Below are 21,408 nucleotides of genomic sequence, written 5' to 3' on the forward strand. Positions count from 1 at the left end.
ATGAACCCTTTATCTTTCGATCGTCATAGAAGACTGCGTCAAACTGCTGCGATAAGAAATATGATAAGGGAAACGTCCCTTAAAGCAGATGATTTTATTTATCCTTTATTCGTTGCTGAAGGAGAAAATATTAAGAAAGAAATCCCTTCAATGCCCGGTGTTTTCCAATTCTCGATGGATCGACTTGGTGAAGAGCTGGCCGAAGTGACGGCATTGCGTATACCATCTATCATGTTTTTCGGCGTTCCGAATGAAAAGGATGATGTCGGCTCGGGCGCCTATCATCCGCATGGCATCGTTCAAGAAGCGATTCGATTTACCAAGGAAAGCTTTCCCGAGTTGGTGGTCGTAGCGGATACGTGCCTATGCGAGTATACGGATCATGGGCATTGCGGTGTGATCAAAGACGGTGATGTAGATAATGATGCAAGCCTCTCTCTGCTTGCCAAGACTGCCGTATCCCAAGCGGAAGCCGGAGCTGATATCATTGCACCTTCCAATATGATGGACGGCTTTGTGATAGCCATCCGCGCTGCATTAGATGAAGCAGGGTACCAACATATTCCGATTATGTCCTATGCGGTAAAATACGCTTCGGCATTCTACGGGCCATTCCGCGATGCTGCCGAAAGCACACCACAATTCGGTGATCGGAAAACATATCAAATGGATCCGGCTAATCGTCTGGAAGCGTTAAGGGAGGCGGAGTCCGATGTGGTGGAAGGCGCGGACTTTCTTATCGTTAAACCGGCCCTTTCTTATCTAGACGTGATGCGCGAAGTCAAAGATCGCTTCAATTTGCCTCTTGTTGCATACAACGTCAGCGGTGAATACGCGATGGTCAAGGCGGCAAGCAGAGAAGGATGGCTGGACGAAAAAGCCGTTGTTCTTGAGAAACTGATCAGTATGAAACGGGCTGGCGCAGACCTAATAATGACTTATCATGCTAAGGATGCTGCAAGGTGGCTGAATCAATAATAAGACTTAAAGGAGGCAAAACGGGATGAATAATGAACGTTCAGTTCAAGCATTTAAAGAAGCCAGGCGTCTTATGCCAGGCGGGGTGAACAGTCCAGTCAGGGCGTTTCGTTCTGTTGATATGAATCCTATCTATATGGAAAAGGGTAAGGGTTCAAAGATTTATGATATCGATGGCAACGAATACATTGATTATGTACTTTCATGGGGACCGCTAATTCTAGGGCATGCTGATGATCAAGTCATTGATTTTCTAAAGGAAACAGCTGAAAAAGGGACAAGCTTCGGCAGTCCGCATGTCCTTGAAACTAAGCTTGCTGAGCTCGTCATTGACCGCGTTCCGTCCATAGAAGTCGTCAGAATGGTAAACTCAGGCACGGAAGCAACAATGAGCGCCTTACGGCTTGCGCGCGGGTATACAGGCCGTGATAAAATCATTAAATTTGAAGGCTGTTACCATGGTCATGGTGATTCACTGTTGATCAAAGCAGGATCAGGAGTGGCAACATTAGGCCTTCCCGACAGCCCAGGTGTCACTAAAGGTGTTGCTGAAAATACGATTACGGTCCCATATAATGATCTTGACAGTATTAAGCTTGCTTTTGAACAATTTGGTGGAGAAATAGCAGCGGTCATCGTGGAACCCGTCGCTGGAAATATGGGCGTGGTGCCGCCTCAGCCTGGTTTCCTTGAAGGACTTAGGGCTGTTACTGAGGATCATGGCTCACTATTGATCTTTGATGAGGTTATGACTGGTTTCAGGGTTGATTATAACTGTGCCCAAGGCTATTTCAATGTCACGCCTGATTTGACCTGCCTCGGAAAAGTCATCGGCGGCGGTTTACCAGTTGGTGCTTATGGCGGGAAGCGGGAAATTATGGAACAAATCGCGCCTGAAGGACCTATCTATCAAGCCGGAACACTTTCGGGCAATCCTCTCGCTATGGCTGCGGGTTATATGACACTATCACAATTAGGCCAGGATAACTACACTGCTTTTAAGAACATTGCCGACCGCCTTGCTGAAGGTTATACTCAGGCGGCTGAAAAATACAGCATTCCTTTAACTGTTAATCAAGCTGGCTCTATGATCGGGGTTTTCTTTACCGATCAAGATGTTGTTAATTATGACACAGCTAAGAGTGCTAACCTAGATTACTTTAAACAATACTTTAAAGCGATGCTCGAACAGGGGATTTCCCTTCCCCCATCCCAATTTGAAGGATTGTTCCTTTCAACTGCTCATACGATGGATGATATTGAGGCTACAATCAAATCGGCGGAAAATTCGTTTAGGTCAATGGCAAAATAGGATAACCAATATGAAAAAGGAACTTCAGGCCGTAACGGATCTGGAGTTCTTTTTTTATATGTCAGATCATAGAAATAACTATTAATAGATTTCTTCATATATTGGCATAAAAGCAGACTAGCAGCATAGACCTTTAATGATAAACACTGAAAGGGTGAGATAGGTGTCCCAATCTTCGAACGGAAGTTTGCAATTCTCAATCAACGAAACGATTTGGTTAAAGGATGGAGAGCTCGCGGAGGAGATCCTTTCGATGGCTCTGGAACCGGACATCACGATAGAGGAGAATCGGAATTACGCCACAATAAAAGGCGGTCTAAAATTATCAGGGGAGTATAAACCTGTAGAAGGAGCAGAGGCAAGCGATTATTCGCATGCTCCAGGGGTAAGGACGGTGGATGATATCACAGAAACGGATGTCGGAACAGCCCTGATGGACCACCATTTTCCTGTCGATATCACCATTCCATCAAACAGGATCAGTGACATTGAAAATATCTTTGTCACAGTTGAATCTTTTGATTACAGTTTACCCGAAAGAGGCTGCATCCAGTTAGAGGCTGATATCGCTATTACAGGTCTAGCTGAACAAATTGAGTATGGGCATGAAACAATGCGCTATGATGAATACAATGAAGAAAATGAAGAAATTGTAGAGGAAGAAGAAGAGGATAGCGCGGATAGCGCCTACCCAGAGGCTATTGATGATCATGAAGATAGTGGAACAAATACGTATGAAGACGAGATTTCACCAGAGATTAACATGAGATATAGTGATGCCGATGATGGTGATGAAGATGAAACGGTTCAATTTGGGGAGAATGACAGTGTGGAGGACGATCCATACGATGAGGATGACGGGCAATTAAGTCATAATATTACACAATTTCCATTTCAGGATAAGTTTCAATATGAAGCCTATCGTGATCCGGAAGAAGAAGAAGCGGCAGAAGGTCCGCATATTGATTTAAAGAAAAGAAAAGAGGATGATGACGTTAGCTTGAATGAATTTGAGGAAGCAAGGGAAGAGAAAACCAAACATCCATATCAGACAATCCCAACACCTGCAGTCCCAGTCTCAGATACGACTGATATGTATGAGCACGAGTTAGAGGAAAAGGCGGATAGCGGAGCAGATCAGGCTGAATTAGAAAACGAACCTGAAAATAGTGCCAAAAAGCCTGGAAGGCGAGAAGAAAATGCCTTATATCTGACCAGTATGTTAACAAATGAAAATGAACGGTTTTCAAGAGTGAAAATGTGCATTGTTCAGGGCGGTGATTCTTTAGAAACAATCTCTGAACGCTACAAAGTTCCTGTGTCCAGTATTCTAAGGAAAAATCAACTTGATTCAGATGTTATAGATGAAGGGCAAGTCCTCTACATTCCTGTAACATCGAAGAGTTAAAATAGCCAAAAATTCAGGGGGCTACTAAAAGTTATGAACCAGGAAGGGAGAAACCAAATCCATCAAAGATATCACCAGCTATATATGGACACGGGGGCATTTCATCGGCAAACGGTTCAGAATACCCCTTGGGATAGCGCATTTCACGACCAAATGTATCAACACTATTTACAAGAACTGATTTCAGAACAGCAATTTTTTGAGCAATTTACTGAGCAGGCTGAACATCGGGTCTATCCTTCGCCGTTTGAACAATTTTTTCTGGAAACACTTTCACATCTTATGAATAACTATCAAGAAGCAAAAAACAATCTAGACCGGTGGAAATCTGAAAGTAAAAACGAGGAACGAATTGTTTACACTTTTCAAAACGGCAATAGCGGCTCCCGCGGGGGTGGAGTAACACATCCATCTAGGGAGCTGGCTCTTGTCATGCAGCAAACAGGCTATGATTTGCCATTGGATAGTCAAGAGTGGCGGCGCTTTTTTGACGACTATGAGTCGGCTTTTCCATTAACAACCCATGAACTTGTGCTGCTCGGCAGTTTTTTATACCGTCCAAGGCAGCTTTATAATATCCTTCATCGGTACCAAGAAGATCAAAAAGATGATTTGGGTGCCATAGAAAAATGGACGGATGCCTTCGCAAAGCATCAAGCACTCATAAGCTTTTTCCAAAGTAAAGCAAACAGCGCGGGCGGGGATGATGACAATCCTGATGATTCATAACCATCTTTTGAGAAAGGAAATATAACAAAGGGCGAGCAATGCGAGCAAAATGACATCAAAGGTTGTAGGCAGCAAAAGGGTTCTCATTAATTGAAAAATGGACAATGGCAGGATAATAATTTCCAATCCGTCCCTGCATCGCCTTAACCATGGTGGCATCCGGTGACGATTGAACACAATATCTCCTCCTATTTTACTTATTAATATTATGTTATTAATTTCAAGCTATTTGGTGAAGGGATATATTTTTTTATAATGGGCAATAAATAATATGAACCAATGTTGACGATCTGCCATAGTTTTATATATACTGAAATAAATTAAGTGAATAAATGCATTGATAGGGAGCAGTACATCATCTGGTGCTACCAGAGAGGGAGACCGAAAGGCTGGAAGGTCTCTTTAGCTAATACAGAGGTGGAAGTCGCCCTTTGAGCAGCTTTTTTGAACGGACATGACCGTCTAAGTAGAAAAAGCCGGTTTAGCCGTTATCTTAGTTTGAGAGTGCATGGTTTTTTATAAGCCTATGCAAATAAGGGTGGTACCGCGGAGCTTTCTTCGTCCTTCGAGACAAGAGGGCTTTTTTTACTGCCATGAAATAAAGGTTTAGGAGGAGATAAAATGACAGATACGAAGGAGATGGCCACAAAGTATAACCCTGGCCAAACTGAAGAAAAGTGGTACGATATATGGAAGGAAAAGGGGTATTTTAAAGCTGGCAATGCCCCAGAGAAGAAGCCTTATACCATTGTCATTCCGCCTCCAAACGTTACCGGAAAGCTTCATTTGGGGCATGCTTGGGATACAACGATGCAGGATTTGTTGACGCGCTTTAAGCGGATGCAAGGCTATGATGCTCTCTATCTCCCTGGCATGGACCATGCGGGGATTGCAACCCAAGCAAAGGTTGATGCAAAGTTGAGAGAACAAGGCACATCACGTTATGACTTAGGACGCGAGAAATTCCTTGACGTCTCATGGGAATGGAAAAAGGAATATGCGGAATTTATTCGCAAACAGTGGGCAAAGCTTGGCCTCTCGCTCGATTATTCCCGCGAGCGGTTTACCCTGGATGAGGGGTTGTCAAAGGCGGTAAAGGAAGTTTTTGTTAAGTTGTATAAAAAAGGCTTGATTTACCGCGGGGAATATATCATTAACTGGGACCCTGCAACAAAGACCGCCTTATCGGATATTGAGGTTATCTATAAAGAAGTTCCAGGAAAGCTTTATCATTTACGCTATCCTTTGGCTGATGGCTCAGGGAGAATTGAGATTGCCACAACGCGTCCAGAGACGATGCTTGGTGACAGCGGCATCGCGGTCCATCCAGATGATGACCGCTATAAAGAAATGGTAGGGAAAAAGGCGATTTTGCCAATAGTGGGCCGTGAGATTCCGATTGTCGCGGATGATTATGTGGATATGTCGTTCGGGTCGGGCGCTGTTAAAATTACGCCGGCACATGATCCTAATGATTTTGATTTGGGCAATCGCCACGATTTATCCCGAATCCTGGTTATGGACGAATCGGGAACAATGAATGACAATGCCGGCAAATATAAAGGTCTTGATCGCTTCGAGTGCCGCAAACAAATCATAAAGGATCTTGAAAAGGATGGTATTCTGAAAGAAATCGAAGAGCACACCCATTCTGTCGGCCATTCGGAGCGAAGCGGGGCTGTTGTTGAACCTTATTTATCAACACAGTGGTTTGTTAAAATGGAGCCGCTGGCGGATGCAACCGTCAAGCAACAGGCAACAGAAGAGAAAGTCAATTTTGTCCCTGAACGGTTCAACAACACCTACCTTCATTGGATGGATAACATCCGCGACTGGTGTATTTCCAGACAGCTGTGGTGGGGACATCGCATTCCAGCTTGGTATCATAAGGAGACAGGAGAAGTCTATGTCGGTATAGAAGAACCTGAGAATCCAGAGCATTGGACACAAGATGAGGATGTCCTGGATACTTGGTTCAGTTCCGCTTTGTGGCCTTTCTCAACTTTAGGATGGCCTGATGAAGAAAATCCTGACTTTAAGCGGTATTTCCCGACTAATGTCGTCATCACCGGCTATGACATCATTTTCTTCTGGGTGGCCAGAATGATCTTCCAATCACTCGAGTTTACTGGTGAAAAACCGTTTGCTGACGTGCTGTTCCACGGGCTGGTCCGTGATGCTGAGGGACGTAAAATGAGTAAGTCACTCGGGAACGGCATTGACCCGATGGAAGTCATTGATCAATACGGTGCCGATGCTCTCAGATATACGTTGGCAACGGGCACGACGCCTGGTCAGGACCTCAGGTTCCAATGGGAAAAGGTTGAGGCCAACTGGAACTTTGCCAATAAAATTTGGAATGCCTCACGCTTTACGATTATGAACCTTGGAGACTTCACCTTTGATGATATCGACTTGTCAGGTGACAAGTCGGTGAGTGATAAATGGATTCTTTCCCGATTGAACGACACGATCGAAAAGGTGACGCGATTCTTCGACGCCTACGATTTCGGTGAAGCTGGAAGACACCTTTATTCCTTTATATGGGATGATTTTTGTGATTGGTATATTGAAATGGCAAAGCTGCCCCTTTATGGAGAAGATGAAGAAGCGAAGCGGACAACGAAGTCTGTTTTAGCCTATGTTTTAGACAAAATCTTAAAACTGCTCCATCCTTTAATGCCTTTTGTCACAGAGGAAATCTGGCAGCATATTCCGCATAAAGGTGAAACGATTCTTTTAGCTGATTGGCCAGAGGTAAAAATATCGCATCAACATGACACGGCTGTTCAAGAAATGACCCTGCTGCAGAATATCATCCGTTCAATCCGTAATATAAGGGCTGAAATGAATGTTGCCCCAAGCAAACCGATTGACATCCGGATCATGGCGGCATCAGATAAAGAACAGGACATTTTATCGAAAAATCGAGCTTATTTGGAGAAATTTTGCCATCCGGAAAGTTTAGAAATCGGCACGGCTGTCAAAGTACCGGAAAAGTCCGTTTCCTCTGTTGTTACAGGGGCGGAAATCTACTTGCCGCTTGAAGGCTTGATTAACATTGATGAAGAAATTGAACGTCTTAAGAAGGAACATGAGAAATTGACGTTTGAAGTTGAGCGGGTACAGAAAAAGCTGAATAATCCCGGTTTTGTTAATAAAGCGCCGGCACATGTAGTCGATGAGGAAAGAACGAAGGAAAAAGACTACCTTGACAAACGGCAAAAGGTCGAGGTCAGGATAAAAGAACTTAACGCATAAATGGCTTAGCGGATGGCGGACAACCCAGTCCGCCATCCCTTTTGGAGGAATGCATGATGTTATCAACAATCGAAGAAACACTTTCCTGGATCCATGATCTGCTTCCACATGGTATTAAGCCGGGTACAACACGGATGGAGTGGATGCTTCAACAGCTGGATCACCCGGAACGGAAATTACGGACGATCCATGTCGCCGGAACGAATGGAAAAGGGTCGACGGTCAGCTTTCTAAAGCACATCTATCAAAAAGCGGGATACACTATTGGCACATTTACATCACCCTACTTAACGCATTTTAACGAGCGGATTGCGGTAAACGGGGAGTGGATAAGTGATGAGGACCTTATTAAAGCCGCAAACATCGTCTATCCTCTTGTAAAAGAACTTGAAGACTCAGATATGGGGACACCAACAGAATTTGAAGTTGTCACCATGCTTAGCTTTGTTTACTTTGCAAAAATCAAACGCTGTGATCTCGTCATCTATGAAGTTGGTTTGGGCGGGAGACTCGATTCCACGAATGTCATCACCCCTTTGGTTTCGATCATAACGAGCATTGGGATGGACCATATGGCCCAGCTTGGGGATACGATTCAAAGTATTGCTTCTGAAAAAGCGGGTATTATCAAATCGGGTGTTCCCGTAATCACCGCTGTTGAGCAAGCTCCGGCGCTTGAGGTCATTCGCCAAAAAGCAAAAGAAAAGCAGGCCAAGCTCTATGAGTTCGGCAAAGAAATTAAGATTGATACAGGAGAATTCTCTGAGGATTTTCAAGCATTCGATTGTCATACAGTATTTCATCACCATGATAATCTGAAAATCGGGCTTATAGGTGCGCATCAATTAAGAAATGCGGCTTGCGCATTGATGGCTGTTGATGTCCTAAATATGTATTTTGCTGTCTGGGTTGACGAGGCTGATATTCTTGCAGGTCTCGAGGACACCGTTTGGCCAGGGCGGTTTGAAGCGGTGTCACAAACACCCAAAATTGTGCTTGATGGGGCCCATAATCCTGAAGGGTCCGAAGCTCTTGCCAGTGCGATGAATAGGTATTATAAAGGCAAGGATGTCACGACAATTTTTGCTTCTCTTGCAGATAAAAATAATGATGCCATGACCAGGAACATTGCCGGGATTTCAAGTAAAATGGTGTTTACCACTTTTGATTTCCCTAGGGCAGCTTTACCTGATGATTTGTATAGCCTATGTGATCATACAAACAAGGAGTCCAATGAAAATTGGAAGGAAGCGATTGATCAGGCGAGGGCTCAAACATCAAAGGATGGCGTGATTCTTATTACGGGTTCACTGTATTTTATATCAGAAGCCCGGCAATATCTTCTAAAAAGCGAAAAGCCGTTATCATAAAAGATAACGGCTTTTGCCATTGCTATTTTGTCCTCGTGTTTAAAGTCACATCAATGTTCCCTCTTGTCGCTTTTGAATAGGGGCAAAATTGGTGTGCTGCTTCGACTAAACCTTCTGCTGTCTCCTGATCGACACCGGGCACGAGCACATCAAGCTGTACGGCAAGTCCGAGCCCATCTGATTGCTTTCCAATTGACACATTGGCTGTCACTTCTGTTTGGCCGGCATCAATTTTCTTTTGGGTTGCCATGAGGTTTAATGCGCCGTCAAAACAAGCGGCATAGCCTGCGGAAAACAATTGTTCCGGGTTTGTCCCGCTTCCACCCTTACCCCCGAGACCTTCAGGAGTATCAAGTGACATATTAATAACCCTATCATCGGATGCGACGTGGCCATCTCGGCCCCCTTGCGCAGTGGAAACTGCTGTATACAATGTTTTCACAAACAATCACTCCTAGTCTAAATTTTGCTAATGCGTTATATATGAATCATTCCTCGAGCTGTAAATTGTTAAACCTAAAAAAACTTCCCTAAAGGTATTTAAATTTTCTAGATTAATTTGTATGATAGATCTAATAGTTAATTAGTCGGACTTTTTGAAAAATGGGAATAGGAAAAAAGGAGGGTATATATGCCGGCTAGTTTGATGATTATTAACTATATGTCGATTTTCCTCGTGGGATTGGTCTTAGGCTCATTTTATAATGTTGTCGGTCTGCGGTCTGTGAAGGGCGAATCCGTTATCTTCCCTGGCTCCTATTGTTATTCCTGCGGCCGCAAGTTGACTTATTTGGAAATGGTCCCGGTTTTTTCTTATTTTCTTTTAAAAGGTCAGTGTAAAAGCTGCAACGTTAAGATTTCCCCGCTTTATCCCATACTAGAGTTTTTAACAGGGCTCCTATTTGCGGTTGTTTTTGTAGCCGCTGACTCCTTATCCTATATGTACTTAGGCTGGCTGCTTTTTTCATTGCTGCTCATCATTACAGTATCGGATCTTAAAGCCATGATGATTCCAGATAAGGTCCTATTCGTCTTTCTCTTGATTTTTATCTTTTACCGCATCATCATACCCATGACGCCATGGTGGGGGCCGATTTTGGGATTTTGTGCAGGTTTTTTGCTGTTGAACTTTATTTACATTATTAGCAGGGGGAATATTGGCGGTGGGGATATTAAGCTCTTTGCTGTCATTGGTATTTTAACAGGCTGGCAGCAGGTTTTACTCATTTTCTTCTTCGCGGTTATTTGCGGGACAATGTTCAGCCTGGTTGGGCTCGCCTCTGGACGCTTTAGAAGCAAGCAGGCCATCCCCTTTGGCCCCTTCATTTTCGCAGGAAGTGTCATTTGTTATTTCTTTGGTGAGCATTTTCTTGAATGGTATATTTCCTTTCTTGGTTAAGGACGTGAGAGGGATCCTGTTATAGACCTCGGACCCCAGCGAAATATCAATTTTATCTCTTAATATAATGTAGAAAGACCCGCAAGTGATGCAAGCGGCAGCGTTAAATTTCCATAATAATAACCGGTACTGTTGCCCCTGGCACTATACCCTCCTGCATATGGGGTTCCGTAAGGCCTAGTTTCATAAATATCACCAACATGATCAGTCCCTATGTTACCGACATGATTGCTGCCAATATTTATTGGAACAACGATATGAATGTTTTGCCCGTCAACATGGCCAAGAATGCCATCAAAAAGTTTCCCGTCAACCGTACTCAATTTTATAGGTTTATTAAGATGTTTTTTTAATTCATTCATATCGTGGAGCGGGATATATTTAACATTTGCCATGAACATTCCCCCTATATTTATTGTCCTTATTAAAATATTCATTTAAATTATTTATGTTCCCTGCCTAGTTAATGTGCATGGTATCTTGGGCATATGATAGTGTTGTATCTAAAAACTTTTGCGTTATGTTCAGAGATGAATTTAAAAAAATTGACGAAAAGAATTGGGGGCGAGACGACAAAAGTCTTGTCCTTTTTCTGTGTTCTTATGATATTCTTCGGATTAATAGACACCATTAGAAAGGGGGACCCGAACGGTGACTGAGAAACATCATAGTAACAATCATATGAAAGTCAGCTTCAATGGGGAAGAACGGAAGCTTGAAGAAAAGAAAGATCAATCGAAGGTAGCAGCTGTTGATAAAGATAAGATGCTGAATTGGCGTGACACTTTTCCAAAAACGGCCGATAAGCAGTCGATTCATGACGTTGAAGAAGATGACATGCAGCATGCCGCCGGGCACGATCCCATATACTTTCCCAAAGGAAAAAAGAAAAAGAAAAAGAAGAAAAAACGGACGGTTGCAAGTAAAAACAACAGGGAGTCAAGCCCCCAGCTCATTATTATCTTAAAAAATATTTGGATTCCACTCCTTTCCGCTGTCATTGTCGGGCTTGGACTCGGCTTTACGATCCTCCTGTTATTTTCAGGGGATGACAAAGCACAAACAACATCTAAAATCCAGGCAAACAGTGCGGTGAAATCGGAAAACACAACATCAAAGCCATCCGAAGAGGCGGCAAAAAATCTCGAGCTTGACCTCAATGTGATCCAGGCTGGGGCGTTTTCAAAGCAAGATCAAGCTAAGGAACTGGCCAACAAACTAGAAGATAAAGGGCTAGCGTCATTAACAACAAAGAATGATAACTTCTATGTTTTTGCCGGTTTGGCAAGTGATGCGGATCAAGTCGACGGATTGAAAGAATACTTCAAAAATCAGGGTATCGATGTCTATGCAAAGACATGGGATATACAGTCAACAAAGTCTTGGGCAAAAGAAGCGCCCTTAAATCAATTTTTCTATCAGGGCAAAGAATTGCTCGGGAAACTTTTAACCTTAAATAATAAAGTGATGGTTTCAGGTGATCATCCAAAAAACAGCCGGTTGAAGGACATCAATAAAATAAAAGTCGGCTGGGACATGATCGATGACAACAAAATGAGCGGGTTATCCAAAAAGGAAAGAGCCAAGGTACGGGATTTCCACAGCACATTGTCAGACGCGACCATGGCAGCAAACAAACTGGAAAACAAGGCGACAAAGGAGAAAGTCTCGGCATTGGAGCAAAACCTGATGGATGCTGTTAAACTATATAAAGACTTGGTGGGAGGAAAAGAGTGATCGATGGATTGCTCTTTTTTTTGATTGGGAAAATAAAACCAATAAATTTACAACATTAAAGGTCATTTCTAGTTAAAGATGAAGTGGCTATTTTTTATATTCTATTTAAAATTATCTAAAAATTGGTTATGCTTAAATATATAGATAGAGCAGACATAAAAAGGGGGAGTTTGTTTGGTTCAAAGTGTGACTCGGTTATCACTGAAGTTTGTGTTAATATGTATTGGCCTCTTGCTGATCGGCTCGGTTCCTTCATTGTTCGATGGCATGACACCGGATTTTCCTGTTTATTTTCAGTCGATTGTTCAGGTTTTAAAAGACTTGTTCCATCCTTTTTCACTCACTTACAATTTAGTCGGAACGGAACGGCCGCTTTTGCCCGCTTTATATGAAGGCTGGAAGACGAGCATGCTGCTTCTGTTGCCATCTTTCATTATTGCCTTGGCAATAAGTCTTATATTGACGTATTTGACTATGTTGCTTCCCAATAAAATAAGGAGGAGCATAAAGTTTGTCCTCTTTGTTTTGGAGTCAATGCCGGATGTTCTGGTCATTGGCATTTTCCAGTTGACTGTTATTTGGATTTATCAAAAAACAGGGGTCCTATTCTTCAATATTGCCAGCTTCGGTGAGGAAAACGCGATCGGGCTTCCAATCATCGCTTTAACGCTGCTGCCCATCGTACTCTTTTACCGGATGATGGTTCTCGATGCTGAAAATGAAGCGACGAAGCCTTATGTTGAGTTGGCGCAAAGTAAAGGGCTTCAAAGGCACAAAATTCTTATCGTACATATTTCCCGAAACGCACTAATCAGCATTTTTTCTCATTCCAAACTTAGTTTGTGGTTCATGCTGTCTAACTTATTGGTTGTTGAATTCCTATTTAACATCGAGGGCATACTTAACTTTCTGATGGATAACACAGAAGCGCTGTTTTTTACAATGGGTTTGTTCATGCTTTTTCTGCCTATCTTCCTTATCTTCTCAATCGGGGAGCTGCTCATTGAATGGTTCACGAGACAGAAGGTGGACTTCTAATGATAAAAAAGTTATTCAAGCACCCATTGTTTTTAATCGGTTTTACTTTCATCACCATTTTACTGATTGCAAGCATCTGTCATGCTGTCTTTTTTGATGGCTATGTTCCAAAAAAGACGATGCTATATGATCACAATGGTGAGTTCGTCGGCATGCCGGCCTTTCCTCCATCTGTCATTCCCCCTCTTGGAACGGACAGCTCTGGAAATAATCTTTTTGTGGAGTTGATCCAAGGCGCAAAGTATACAATCACCATTGCCTTTGTTGTTGCGGGACTAAGAGTTTTCTTGTCATTAATTATAGGTTTGTTTTACAGCAATTTTCTGATGCGACTTAATAAATATGTTTCAGGAATAATCGATGCCTTTCATTATGTTCCCATATCGCTTGCAGCATATCTGCTATTGATCAATGTCCTGTTCAGCCATGGCTTAGAGATGAATTTCACATACAGCTTCACTGCGCGGATCATATTTGAATTTATTATCTTGGCGGTGATCGCGATGCCAACACTTTCTGTGTACTTTGCCGCTGAAACTAATCAAATTAATAAAAATGAGTTTATTACCTCAGCGAAGCTATTAGGGGGAAATCGGCTTTATATTACGAAAAAACATATTTTACCTTTACTTTGGCCCAAACTAATTATCAGTTTTTTTGAGCAAATGATTCAAACCTTAATATTATTGGTCCATTTGGGCCTGTTCCATTTATTGTTTGGCGGAACACAAGTCATACGAAGTGCGATAGGTGATTCACCACCTAAGTTTATTTCGATAAGCGGCGAATGGTCGGGATTAATCGGCAATAGCTTCAAATATATCTTTATCTCACCGTGGATCGTTCTCGTGCCATTGTTTGCCTTTGCTTTCCTCATTCTCGCATTAAACTTTATGCTTGAAGGGATCAGAGCCTCACTGCCAAACGGGATACAAATCAAGAAGGAACGAAGAAAGAAGACGGCTAAAATCCCTCAAAAGGTTGTGTCAAAAGAAGGTTTTACTTTTATTAATAAGGGAGCTTAAACTGCAGCGGGGAGCAAAGTTTAAGCTCCTTGTTTATTAAGTCCTATAACATCGAAAAAGTGACTCTTTTCGTACAAATAGCGGAATCTGAGTCCTATATAAAATGAGTAGAAGCTTGCATTGTGTTAGGTCGCCGTTTTGTCATTTAAATTTTAGAAATTCAACCTTTTTGCTTGAGACCTGTCATAAACCCGTTAGATTTGTCGAATAAATTGTATTAGGTTACTATGTCAAGTTGTTCGGATTGGGACATTATGGATGGGATTTTTTTGATGACAGGTCACTTGGGTTATGCTAAATTGAAGTTATACCAGTCAAAATGGCCTCGTTTGACCTGCTGAAATCCTCGATTTAACCATCCTGATGCATTTCCTCCTATTTTTTCATTGTGCACTGATCATACATGTTCTCCTGCTGCAGCCTAGCCGAGGTATGTGCTTAAAGTGGTCTGAATCATATTCGGATGGATGATATGTCATTACGCCTATCGTTGGTTTGAGGTACAAGGCTGTGTCATCATCATTGTCAGTCACGGAAAAAAATTAGAGGAGGAATGAATGTTTTGAGTGATGTGTTAATGATCCGTGATGTACCAAAGGAAGACCGGCCCAGAGAACGATTAATTAGAGAAGGTGCACATGTTTTATCCAACCAAGAGCTGCTTGCTATTGTCCTCCGAACCGGAAGCCAACAAGAATCAGTCCTTCAGCTTTCCCAACGCCTGCTTCATGACTTTGAAGGACTTAGGCTTTTGAAAGACGCAAGTGTTGAAGAACTGAAGAAGGTAAAGGGAATTGGCATGACTAAGGCGGTTCAAATTATGGCATCCCTCGAATTCGGCAGACGAATCAATCAAATGAAATATGGTGATCGCCACGTCATTCGTTCTCCGGAAGATGGTGCAAATTACGTGATGGAAGACTTGCGGTTTTTGACACAGGAGCATTTTGTTTGTTTGTATTTAAATACAAAAAATCAAGTGCTGCATCAACAAACTGTGTTTATAGGAAGCCTGAACGCATCCATCGTCCATCCGCGTGAAGTCTTTAAGGAAGCCTTCCGGCGCTCGGCGGCCTCAATCATTTGTTTTCATAATCACCCGAGCGGAGATCCAGCGCCGAGCCGCGAGGATATTGAGGTAACCAAGCGATTAGTCGAATGCGGAAAAATGCTTGGCATTGACGTTCTTGACCATATTATTATAGGTGACCAAAGTTTTGTTAGTTTGAAAGAAAAAGGTATTGTTTAACACTATTTTTTTGCTAAGCTTTAAGATATAATAAAATTTATGAGTTTTGCATCATGAAGGGAGATTACATAGATGTTTGGCGGATTTTCTAGAGATATGGGAATCGACCTTGGAACGGCGAATACGCTCGTCTACGTCAAAGGTAAAGGTGTTGTTGTCAGAGAACCTTCCGTTGTTGCTTTGCGCACGGACACTGACACAATTGAAGCTGTAGGTAATTCAGCAAAGAATATGATAGGCAGAACACCGGGCAATATTGTTGCTGTTCGGCCTATGAAAAATGGTGTCATCGCCGATTTTGAAACAACGGCTACAATGATGAAGTATTTCATCCAGGAGGCACAAAAAACACGTTCTGTTTTTTCACGCAAACCAAATGTCATGGTTTGTGTGCCATCGGGTATTACCGCTGTTGAAAAGCGTGCGGTAGAAGATGCCACTAAGCAAGCAGGCGCTAAGGAAGCCTATACGATTGAGGAACCGTTTGCCGCAGCCATCGGTGCCGATTTGCCTGTTTGGGAACCGACAGGCAGCATGGTTGTTGATATTGGCGGCGGAACAACCGAAGTCGCTATTATCTCACTCGGCGGAATTGTGACAAGCCAGTCGATCCGCATCGCCGGTGATGATATTGATGAAGCCATCATTCAATATGTCAAAAAGACGTATAATTTGATGATTGGTGAACGCACGGCGGAAGCCCTGAAGCTTCAGATCGGATCCGCAGGCAAGCCTGAGGAATTTGACAGCATGGAAATACGCGGCCGTGATTTGCTAACTGGTTTGCCAAAAACCATTGATGTCACCGCTGAGGAAATTTCGAGTGCCCTCGGCGATACGGTTAATCAAATCATTGAAGCTGTGAAAGTAACATTAGAAAAGACCCCGCCTGAATTAGCGGCGGACATTATGGATCGCGGCATTGTGTTAACAGGCGGCGGCGCACTCTTGCGCAATTTAGATCATGTCATTAGTGAAGAGACGAAAATGCCGGTTATTGTTGCAGAAAATCCAATGGATTGTGTTGCAATCGGAACTGGCCGTGCGCTTGAAAATTTACACCTTTTTAAGTCTAAAGCAGGAATTACATCGAGATCTCGTTCAAAGTAACGTCAAATAAGTAGGTGTCTTTATGCCGCCATTTTTCTCAAACAAAAAGTTAATCATCCTTTTGGCAAGTCTTATCGTCCTCGTGGCTCTCGTCGGTTTTTCCATCAAAGAACGAAAACAAATGACATGGCCGGAGCAATTCGTCCATGATACAGTCGGATGGTTTCAGGTCATATTCAATAGACCCGCTCAATACGTAGCGGGTTTCTTTGAGACAATTGATGATATCGAGAACGCATATAAGGAAAACAAGGCCTTAAAAGCCGATCTGGAAGACTATGCCAAAGTCAAACAAGAGAACAAAGAAATTAAGCACGATAATCAAGAGCTTAAGAAGGAATTGGATTTATTAAATGATCCCGATTTAAGTGCGTATAAGAAACACCCGGCGCTTGTTATTGGCCGTTCCTATGATAAATGGAATCAGCTCGTCACAGTTAACAAAGGTGAACAGGACGGGATCAAACCCGACATGGCTGTTATTACACCGGACGGTTTCATAGGCAAGGTAAGAAAAGCGGGCCAATTTTCGAGTGAAGTCATTCTTATGACCGATACGAGAAATGCCAATCAAATAGCCGCTATGGTACAAGGGTCCAGAATTTACGGCATGATTGAAGGGTATGATCCTGAGAAAAACGTCCTTCTTTTCAAGAAAATCCCAGTGAAAGCTAAGATCAAAAAAGGACAAATGGTTGTTACATCTGGTCTAGGCCAAATTTTCCCAAGGGGTCTTCCTATAGGGAAAGTTAAAAAGGTAACGACTGATCAATATGGTTTAACAAAAATTGCAGAAGTGGAGCCGGCAGCCAATCTCAATGACCTGACCCACGTCGTCATTGTAGAAAGGGAAGCGGGAACACCTGCTGCCAACAATTTAGATAAGAAGGGGGATAAGTCTTGAAAAAGGTGAAATTATTTCTTATCCTCTTTCTTTTATTCATTGTTCAGGGGACAGTGATGACCGTTTTTTCCCCTGAATGGTTTGGCTATCATATCCCTATGATTCCTCATTTCATTATGGTAACTGTGCTTTTTATTGCCTTTTTTGTTAATCGGGGGCAGGCCCTAAAGTATGGTATTATCTTTGGTTTTATGATTGATTTAGTTTATACAACCGTTTTAGGTGTTTATGCTTTTTGCATTGGTTTAACGGCCTACATATTGTCTTATCTAACGAAAGCTTTTCATATGAACATATATGTTGTTCTATTTGTTTGCATGTTTGGCGTTTCACTTTTGGAATTGGAAGTTTACAGCATTTATTCTTTAATTGGCATGGCGGACCAAAGCTTTTCTAATTTTGTTAAATGGCGCCTGCCCCCGACAGCGATATTAAACGGCGTGTTTGCTGTCATTGTTTTTTATCCGCTGCGCCGTTTTTTAGAGACAGTGGAAACGGACTCTTCAGAAGAATGATGACGTGAAAAAGGATTCCGCAACTTTGATGTGGAATATAACAATGTTGAGGTGAACGATATCCTATGTCAAAGACACAGCCGCTCGTAACGATTAAGGGAACTAAAGACGGCCTTATCCTTTCATTAAATGATATGTGTTCATACCATCATTTAATTGCAGAATTAAGGGAGAAGCTGTCTGTAAATAAAAAGCATTACCAAGAAGGCCCGCTTATTTCTGTAAAGGTCCAAGGCGGCAACAGGTATCTGTCAAAAGAACAGCGGGCAGAAATCACCGAGATTATTCGTTCGCAAAAAAAACTCTTTGTTGCTGATATTGAAACGAACGTTATGACGAAAGATGAGTGTGAAGAAAAGCAAAGAAAAGGTCAGCTTACATCGCTGACGCAGGTTGTTCGCTCCGGTCAGGTTTTAGAGATAGAAGGGGACTTTTTACTTATTGGTGATGTTAACCCTGGGGCAAAAATCACAGCGACAGGAAATATATACGTTTTGGGTTCGCTTGGCGGGATCGCCCATGCCGGCGTTGAAGGCGATCATGACGCCATCATTGCGGCATCTCTCATGAAACCGACACAGCTGAGAATTGGAGATGTTATCAGCCGTTCGACTGACGATATGATTGAGTATGGCAATCCTGAACAAACGATGGCATGCGCCTTTCTTGACTCATCCTATAAAAAAATCGCCATTGATCGCATCCAATCGTATTTTAAGAGATCTAAACAGTTAGCAAGGTTGTAAACATTAGTGAGGTGTTGACAAATGGGGGAAGCAATTGTAGTAACATCTGGAAAAGGGGGCGTCGGGAAGACAACAACATCGGCGAATATTGGGACGGTTCTTGCCCTGCAAGGGAAAAAAGTTTGTCTTATAGATACAGATATTGGTTTGCGTAATCTTGATGTCGTGATGGGACTCGAAAACCGAATTATCTACGATCTCGTGGATGTTGCCGATGGACGTTGCAAGCTTAATCAAGCTCTCATTAAAGACAAGCGTTTTGATGACTTGAGTCTATTGCCTGCTGCGCAAACAAGAGACAAATCCGCCGTTAGTCCCGAACAAATGAAGGAAATCATTGATGAACTCAAACGCGATTATGACTATATCGTTATTGACTGTCCCGCTGGGATTGAGCAGGGATTCAAGAATGCTGTTGCCGGTGCCGATATGGCGATTGTTGTCACCACACCTGAAATATCGTCTGTTAGGGACGCTGATCGTATTATCGGACTTCTTGAGCAGGATGACCGACTCAAATCACCGCGGTTAATTATCAACCGGATTCGCAGCCATATGATGAAAAATGGCGACATGCTTGATGTTGACGAGATTATGAATGTTCTTGCAATCGACTTGCTTGGCATTGTTAAGGATGATGATGCCGTGATCTCAGCAGCAAACAAAGGGGAACCGATTTCCTTAAATCCTTCCACTGCAGCCTCTATTGCCTACAGGAACATTGGCCGGAGAATTCTTGGCGAATCCGTACCTTTAATGTCGCTTGACGATAAACCAAGCTTCATTGTAAAAATTAAACGTTTGTTAGGCATGAGATAAACCTCGGACCATGATCCGGGGTTTTTAGTTTGGTCCGTTTCTTTGCCAAAGGCTCGCCAAAGGCTTGTTAATCGGCAAGTTTTCTTTATCATAACTTGTCTCCCTTGGACATACATATAGAAAAAACAAGCGGCATTCTTACTTTTGGGGATGCTATCTCTTTTGCAAAGGAAGGGAAGTTATGAGCCGTATTGATGAGATTAAGCGGAGACACCAAAACCGTAAAAAGGAAGGCAGAAGCAGGTATCCCTTGAATGGGGACAGCTCCGATTCTTATGATCACCATCCGCCGGAACCGAGACCAGATCGGGGTGATTCGGAGGGACCGCATCCTTTGTTTCGAACGAATATCTTCATTCTTAAATGTATGGTTGCGGCGTGCCTCGTGCTAGCCGTGGGGATCGTGTATAAACAGTCTGGTGCAAGTTTTAAACCGATACAGACTGCTGTTGCCAGCAGTTTGTCAAATGATTTTAAATTTGCCCGCGTGTCTAACTGGTATGAGGATATCTTTGGAAAGCCAATGGCCTTTCTGCCGGTTATAGGAGGAAAGGAAGATAAGGCAGCTGAAAAGGAAAAAAAGGGTGCCGATTTTGCCGCACCGGTCAGCGGTCGGGTACAGGAATTTTCCAAAGCCAAGAAAGGTGTGATGGTTCGGACGGCAGCTAATTCTTCAGTGACCGCTGTTCAGGATGGGCTCGTTACCTTCGTAGGTAAGAAGGATGAAACTGGGGAAACAGTCGTGATCCAACATAGTGACGGCACTGAGTCATGGTATGGAAAATTATCAGAGGTTAATGTGAAAAATTATGATTTCGTAAAAAAGGGCCAAAAAATTGGCAAGGTTTCTGATGCTGAAAAGGGGAAATCCGGATCATTCTATTTTGCATTAAAAGAAGATAAGAAGTTTATTGATCCTGTTCAGGTGTTTAAATTTGAATAAAATTCCTAATATGATTCAGAATACCGGCAGATTTTCACTTCTAAAAATTAAAATTCATCCGGTGTTCTGGTTTGTTGTTGCAGCGGGTTTGATTACAGGTCATTTTTGGGAGGTTGCCAGTGTCTTTTTCATCGTCTTCATCCATGAATGCGGACACGCCATTGCTGCATTGTTATTAGGATGGCGAGTGAGAGAAATTCAATTATTGCCTTTTGGCGGTGTGGCAAAGGTTGATGATCATGGCAATCGCCCGATGCATGAGGATCTCATCGTAACCTTGGCGGGTCCCGTTCAACATCTCTGGCTGCCGCTATTATCCTACTTATTTTTATTAACCGACTACTGGGATCAAACCAATCATCAGATATTTATAACTTATAATTTTATGATCCTCCTCTTTAACAGCCTGCCGATTTGGCCGCTCGATGGCGGCAAGCTAATGTTTTTACTATTATTAAAAGCTTTCCCTTTCAAACGGGCTTACGACATAACACTCATTCTATCTTGCTTTATCTTAATTATTCTCTCAATCTACGTTGGCGTGGCTACACCATTCACCTTAAACTATTTTGTTGTAGGCAGCTTTATTTGCTTCTCAATCATTAAAGAATGGAAGGAAAGGCGCTATGTTTTTATGCGTTTCTTATTATCACGCTGGCGAGACCCTGTGCCCTTTCATTCAACAACCCCAATTGTTGTAACAGCAAAAATGCCTGTGGCGACCGTCTTAGGGTTATTTAAAAAAGGCTCCCTCCATCCCGTTATAATCGAGGAAACACGTCGTCACATCGAAGAAAAAGATATATTAAATGCTTTTTTCAGCGGAAAATGCTTTGACAAACCGATAGGAGAATGCTTTAAATAG

General features: G+C 42.6%; 21 protein-coding genes and 1 other annotated feature. Of the genes, 18 read left to right on the forward strand and 3 right to left on the reverse strand.

The features are described 5' to 3' along the window. The 4 genes from hemB (at position 1) to EV207_RS00955 (ending at position 4,427) form a co-directional block, all read left to right on the forward strand. Positions 1-978 (forward strand): porphobilinogen synthase, encoded by a 978-nt coding sequence (gene hemB / locus EV207_RS00940; protein ID WP_132742721.1) that lies wholly within the window; start codon positions 1-3, stop codon positions 976-978. A 25-nt stretch (positions 979-1,003) separates the two neighbouring features. After that, positions 1,004-2,290 (forward strand): glutamate-1-semialdehyde 2,1-aminomutase, encoded by a 1,287-nt coding sequence (gene hemL / locus EV207_RS00945; protein ID WP_132742722.1) that lies wholly within the window; start codon positions 1,004-1,006, stop codon positions 2,288-2,290. Positions 2,291-2,453: 163 nt separating this feature from the next. Continuing rightward, positions 2,454-3,698, forward strand: a complete 1,245-nt coding sequence (locus EV207_RS00950) for a LysM peptidoglycan-binding domain-containing protein (protein ID WP_132742723.1) — start codon at positions 2,454-2,456, stop codon at positions 3,696-3,698. A gap of 33 nt (positions 3,699-3,731) precedes the next feature. Continuing rightward, positions 3,732-4,427 (forward strand): hypothetical protein, encoded by a 696-nt coding sequence (locus tag EV207_RS00955; protein WP_132742724.1) that lies wholly within the window; start codon positions 3,732-3,734, stop codon positions 4,425-4,427. Here EV207_RS00955 and EV207_RS00960 read toward each other — a convergent pair. After that, positions 4,422-4,604: a hypothetical protein gene (locus tag EV207_RS00960; RefSeq protein ID WP_132742725.1), complete on the reverse strand. Its 183-nt coding sequence runs from the start codon at positions 4,602-4,604 to the stop codon at positions 4,422-4,424. The two genes, EV207_RS00955 and EV207_RS00960, sit on opposite strands and share 6 nt — an antisense overlap. Positions 4,605-4,755: 151 nt before the next feature. Continuing rightward, positions 4,756-4,996: a binding site (T-box leader), on the forward strand. Between the two features lie 52 nt (positions 4,997-5,048). On the opposite strand from EV207_RS00960, the gene EV207_RS00965 reads away from it, so the two are divergent. Together EV207_RS00965 and EV207_RS00970 are read left to right on the forward strand one after the other, a co-directional pair. Then, positions 5,049-7,688, forward strand: a complete 2,640-nt coding sequence (locus EV207_RS00965; protein WP_132742726.1) for a valine--tRNA ligase — start codon at positions 5,049-5,051, stop codon at positions 7,686-7,688. Positions 7,689-7,741: 53 nt separating this feature from the next. Further along, positions 7,742-9,058 (forward strand): bifunctional folylpolyglutamate synthase/dihydrofolate synthase, encoded by a 1,317-nt coding sequence (locus EV207_RS00970; protein ID WP_341539789.1) that lies wholly within the window; start codon positions 7,742-7,744, stop codon positions 9,056-9,058. A gap of 22 nt (positions 9,059-9,080) precedes the next feature. Here the strand turns inward: EV207_RS00970 and EV207_RS00975 are convergent, their stop codons facing one another. Further along, positions 9,081-9,500, reverse strand: a complete 420-nt coding sequence (locus EV207_RS00975; RefSeq protein WP_132742727.1) for an organic hydroperoxide resistance protein — start codon at positions 9,498-9,500, stop codon at positions 9,081-9,083. A 189-nt stretch (positions 9,501-9,689) separates the two neighbouring features. Here EV207_RS00975 and EV207_RS00980 point away from each other — a divergent pair, with 189 nt between their 5' ends. Further along, positions 9,690-10,457: a prepilin peptidase gene (locus EV207_RS00980; protein ID WP_243646902.1), complete on the forward strand. Its 768-nt coding sequence runs from the start codon at positions 9,690-9,692 to the stop codon at positions 10,455-10,457. A 59-nt stretch (positions 10,458-10,516) separates the two neighbouring features. Here the strand turns inward: EV207_RS00980 and EV207_RS00985 are convergent, their stop codons facing one another. Next, on the reverse strand, positions 10,517-10,852 hold the full coding sequence (locus tag EV207_RS00985) for a hypothetical protein (RefSeq protein WP_132742728.1): 336 nt from the start codon (positions 10,850-10,852) through the stop codon (positions 10,517-10,519). Between the two features lie 256 nt (positions 10,853-11,108). Here EV207_RS00985 and EV207_RS00990 point away from each other — a divergent pair, with 256 nt between their 5' ends. The 11 genes from EV207_RS00990 to EV207_RS01040 all read left to right on the forward strand — a co-directional run bounded on the left by EV207_RS00990 (position 11,109) and on the right by EV207_RS01040 (position 21,408). After that, positions 11,109-12,194 carry an SPOR domain-containing protein gene (locus EV207_RS00990; protein ID WP_132742729.1) on the forward strand — a complete coding sequence of 362 codons (1,086 nt, stop codon included), beginning with the start codon at positions 11,109-11,111 and terminating at the stop codon, positions 12,192-12,194. A gap of 174 nt (positions 12,195-12,368) precedes the next feature. Continuing rightward, complete coding sequence (locus EV207_RS00995) at positions 12,369-13,232, forward strand: ABC transporter permease subunit (RefSeq protein WP_132742730.1); 864 nt, start codon at positions 12,369-12,371, stop codon at positions 13,230-13,232. Further along, a complete protein-coding gene (locus EV207_RS01000; protein WP_165886797.1) occupies positions 13,232-14,257 on the forward strand; it encodes an ABC transporter permease in 1,026 nt (341 codons plus the stop codon). Before EV207_RS00995 ends, EV207_RS01000 begins: the two co-directional genes overlap by 1 nt. Before the next feature lie 577 nt (positions 14,258-14,834). Then, positions 14,835-15,506 carry a RadC family protein gene (radC, locus tag EV207_RS01005; RefSeq protein ID WP_424511331.1) on the forward strand — a complete coding sequence of 224 codons (672 nt, stop codon included), beginning with the start codon at positions 14,835-14,837 and terminating at the stop codon, positions 15,504-15,506. A gap of 72 nt (positions 15,507-15,578) precedes the next feature. Then, entirely contained in the window at positions 15,579-16,616 is a 1,038-nt protein-coding gene (locus EV207_RS01010; RefSeq protein ID WP_132742732.1) for a rod shape-determining protein, read from the forward strand. Positions 16,617-16,638: 22 nt separating this feature from the next. After that, positions 16,639-17,520, forward strand: a complete 882-nt coding sequence (gene mreC, locus EV207_RS01015) for a rod shape-determining protein MreC (protein ID WP_132742733.1) — start codon at positions 16,639-16,641, stop codon at positions 17,518-17,520. A gap of 5 nt (positions 17,521-17,525) precedes the next feature. Beyond that, complete coding sequence (gene mreD / locus EV207_RS01020) at positions 17,526-18,035, forward strand: rod shape-determining protein MreD (RefSeq protein ID WP_243646905.1); 510 nt, start codon at positions 17,526-17,528, stop codon at positions 18,033-18,035. A 65-nt stretch (positions 18,036-18,100) separates the two neighbouring features. Beyond that, positions 18,101-18,781 (forward strand): septum site-determining protein MinC, encoded by a 681-nt coding sequence (gene minC, locus EV207_RS01025; protein WP_132742735.1) that lies wholly within the window; start codon positions 18,101-18,103, stop codon positions 18,779-18,781. A 21-nt stretch (positions 18,782-18,802) separates the two neighbouring features. Continuing rightward, positions 18,803-19,600, forward strand: coding sequence for a septum site-determining protein MinD (gene minD / locus EV207_RS01030; RefSeq protein ID WP_132742736.1), 798 nt, complete (start codon positions 18,803-18,805; stop codon positions 19,598-19,600). A gap of 181 nt (positions 19,601-19,781) precedes the next feature. Beyond that, a complete protein-coding gene (locus EV207_RS01035) occupies positions 19,782-20,543 on the forward strand; it encodes a M23 family metallopeptidase (RefSeq protein ID WP_132742737.1) in 762 nt (253 codons plus the stop codon). Next, positions 20,536-21,408, forward strand: a complete 873-nt coding sequence (locus EV207_RS01040) for a M50 family metallopeptidase (protein ID WP_132742738.1) — start codon at positions 20,536-20,538, stop codon at positions 21,406-21,408. The genes EV207_RS01035 and EV207_RS01040 overlap by 8 nt, the downstream gene beginning before the upstream one ends.

It is taken from the genome of Scopulibacillus darangshiensis (assembly GCF_004341035.1).
Classification (GTDB): Bacteria; Bacillota; Bacilli; order Bacillales; family Sporolactobacillaceae; genus Scopulibacillus; species Scopulibacillus darangshiensis.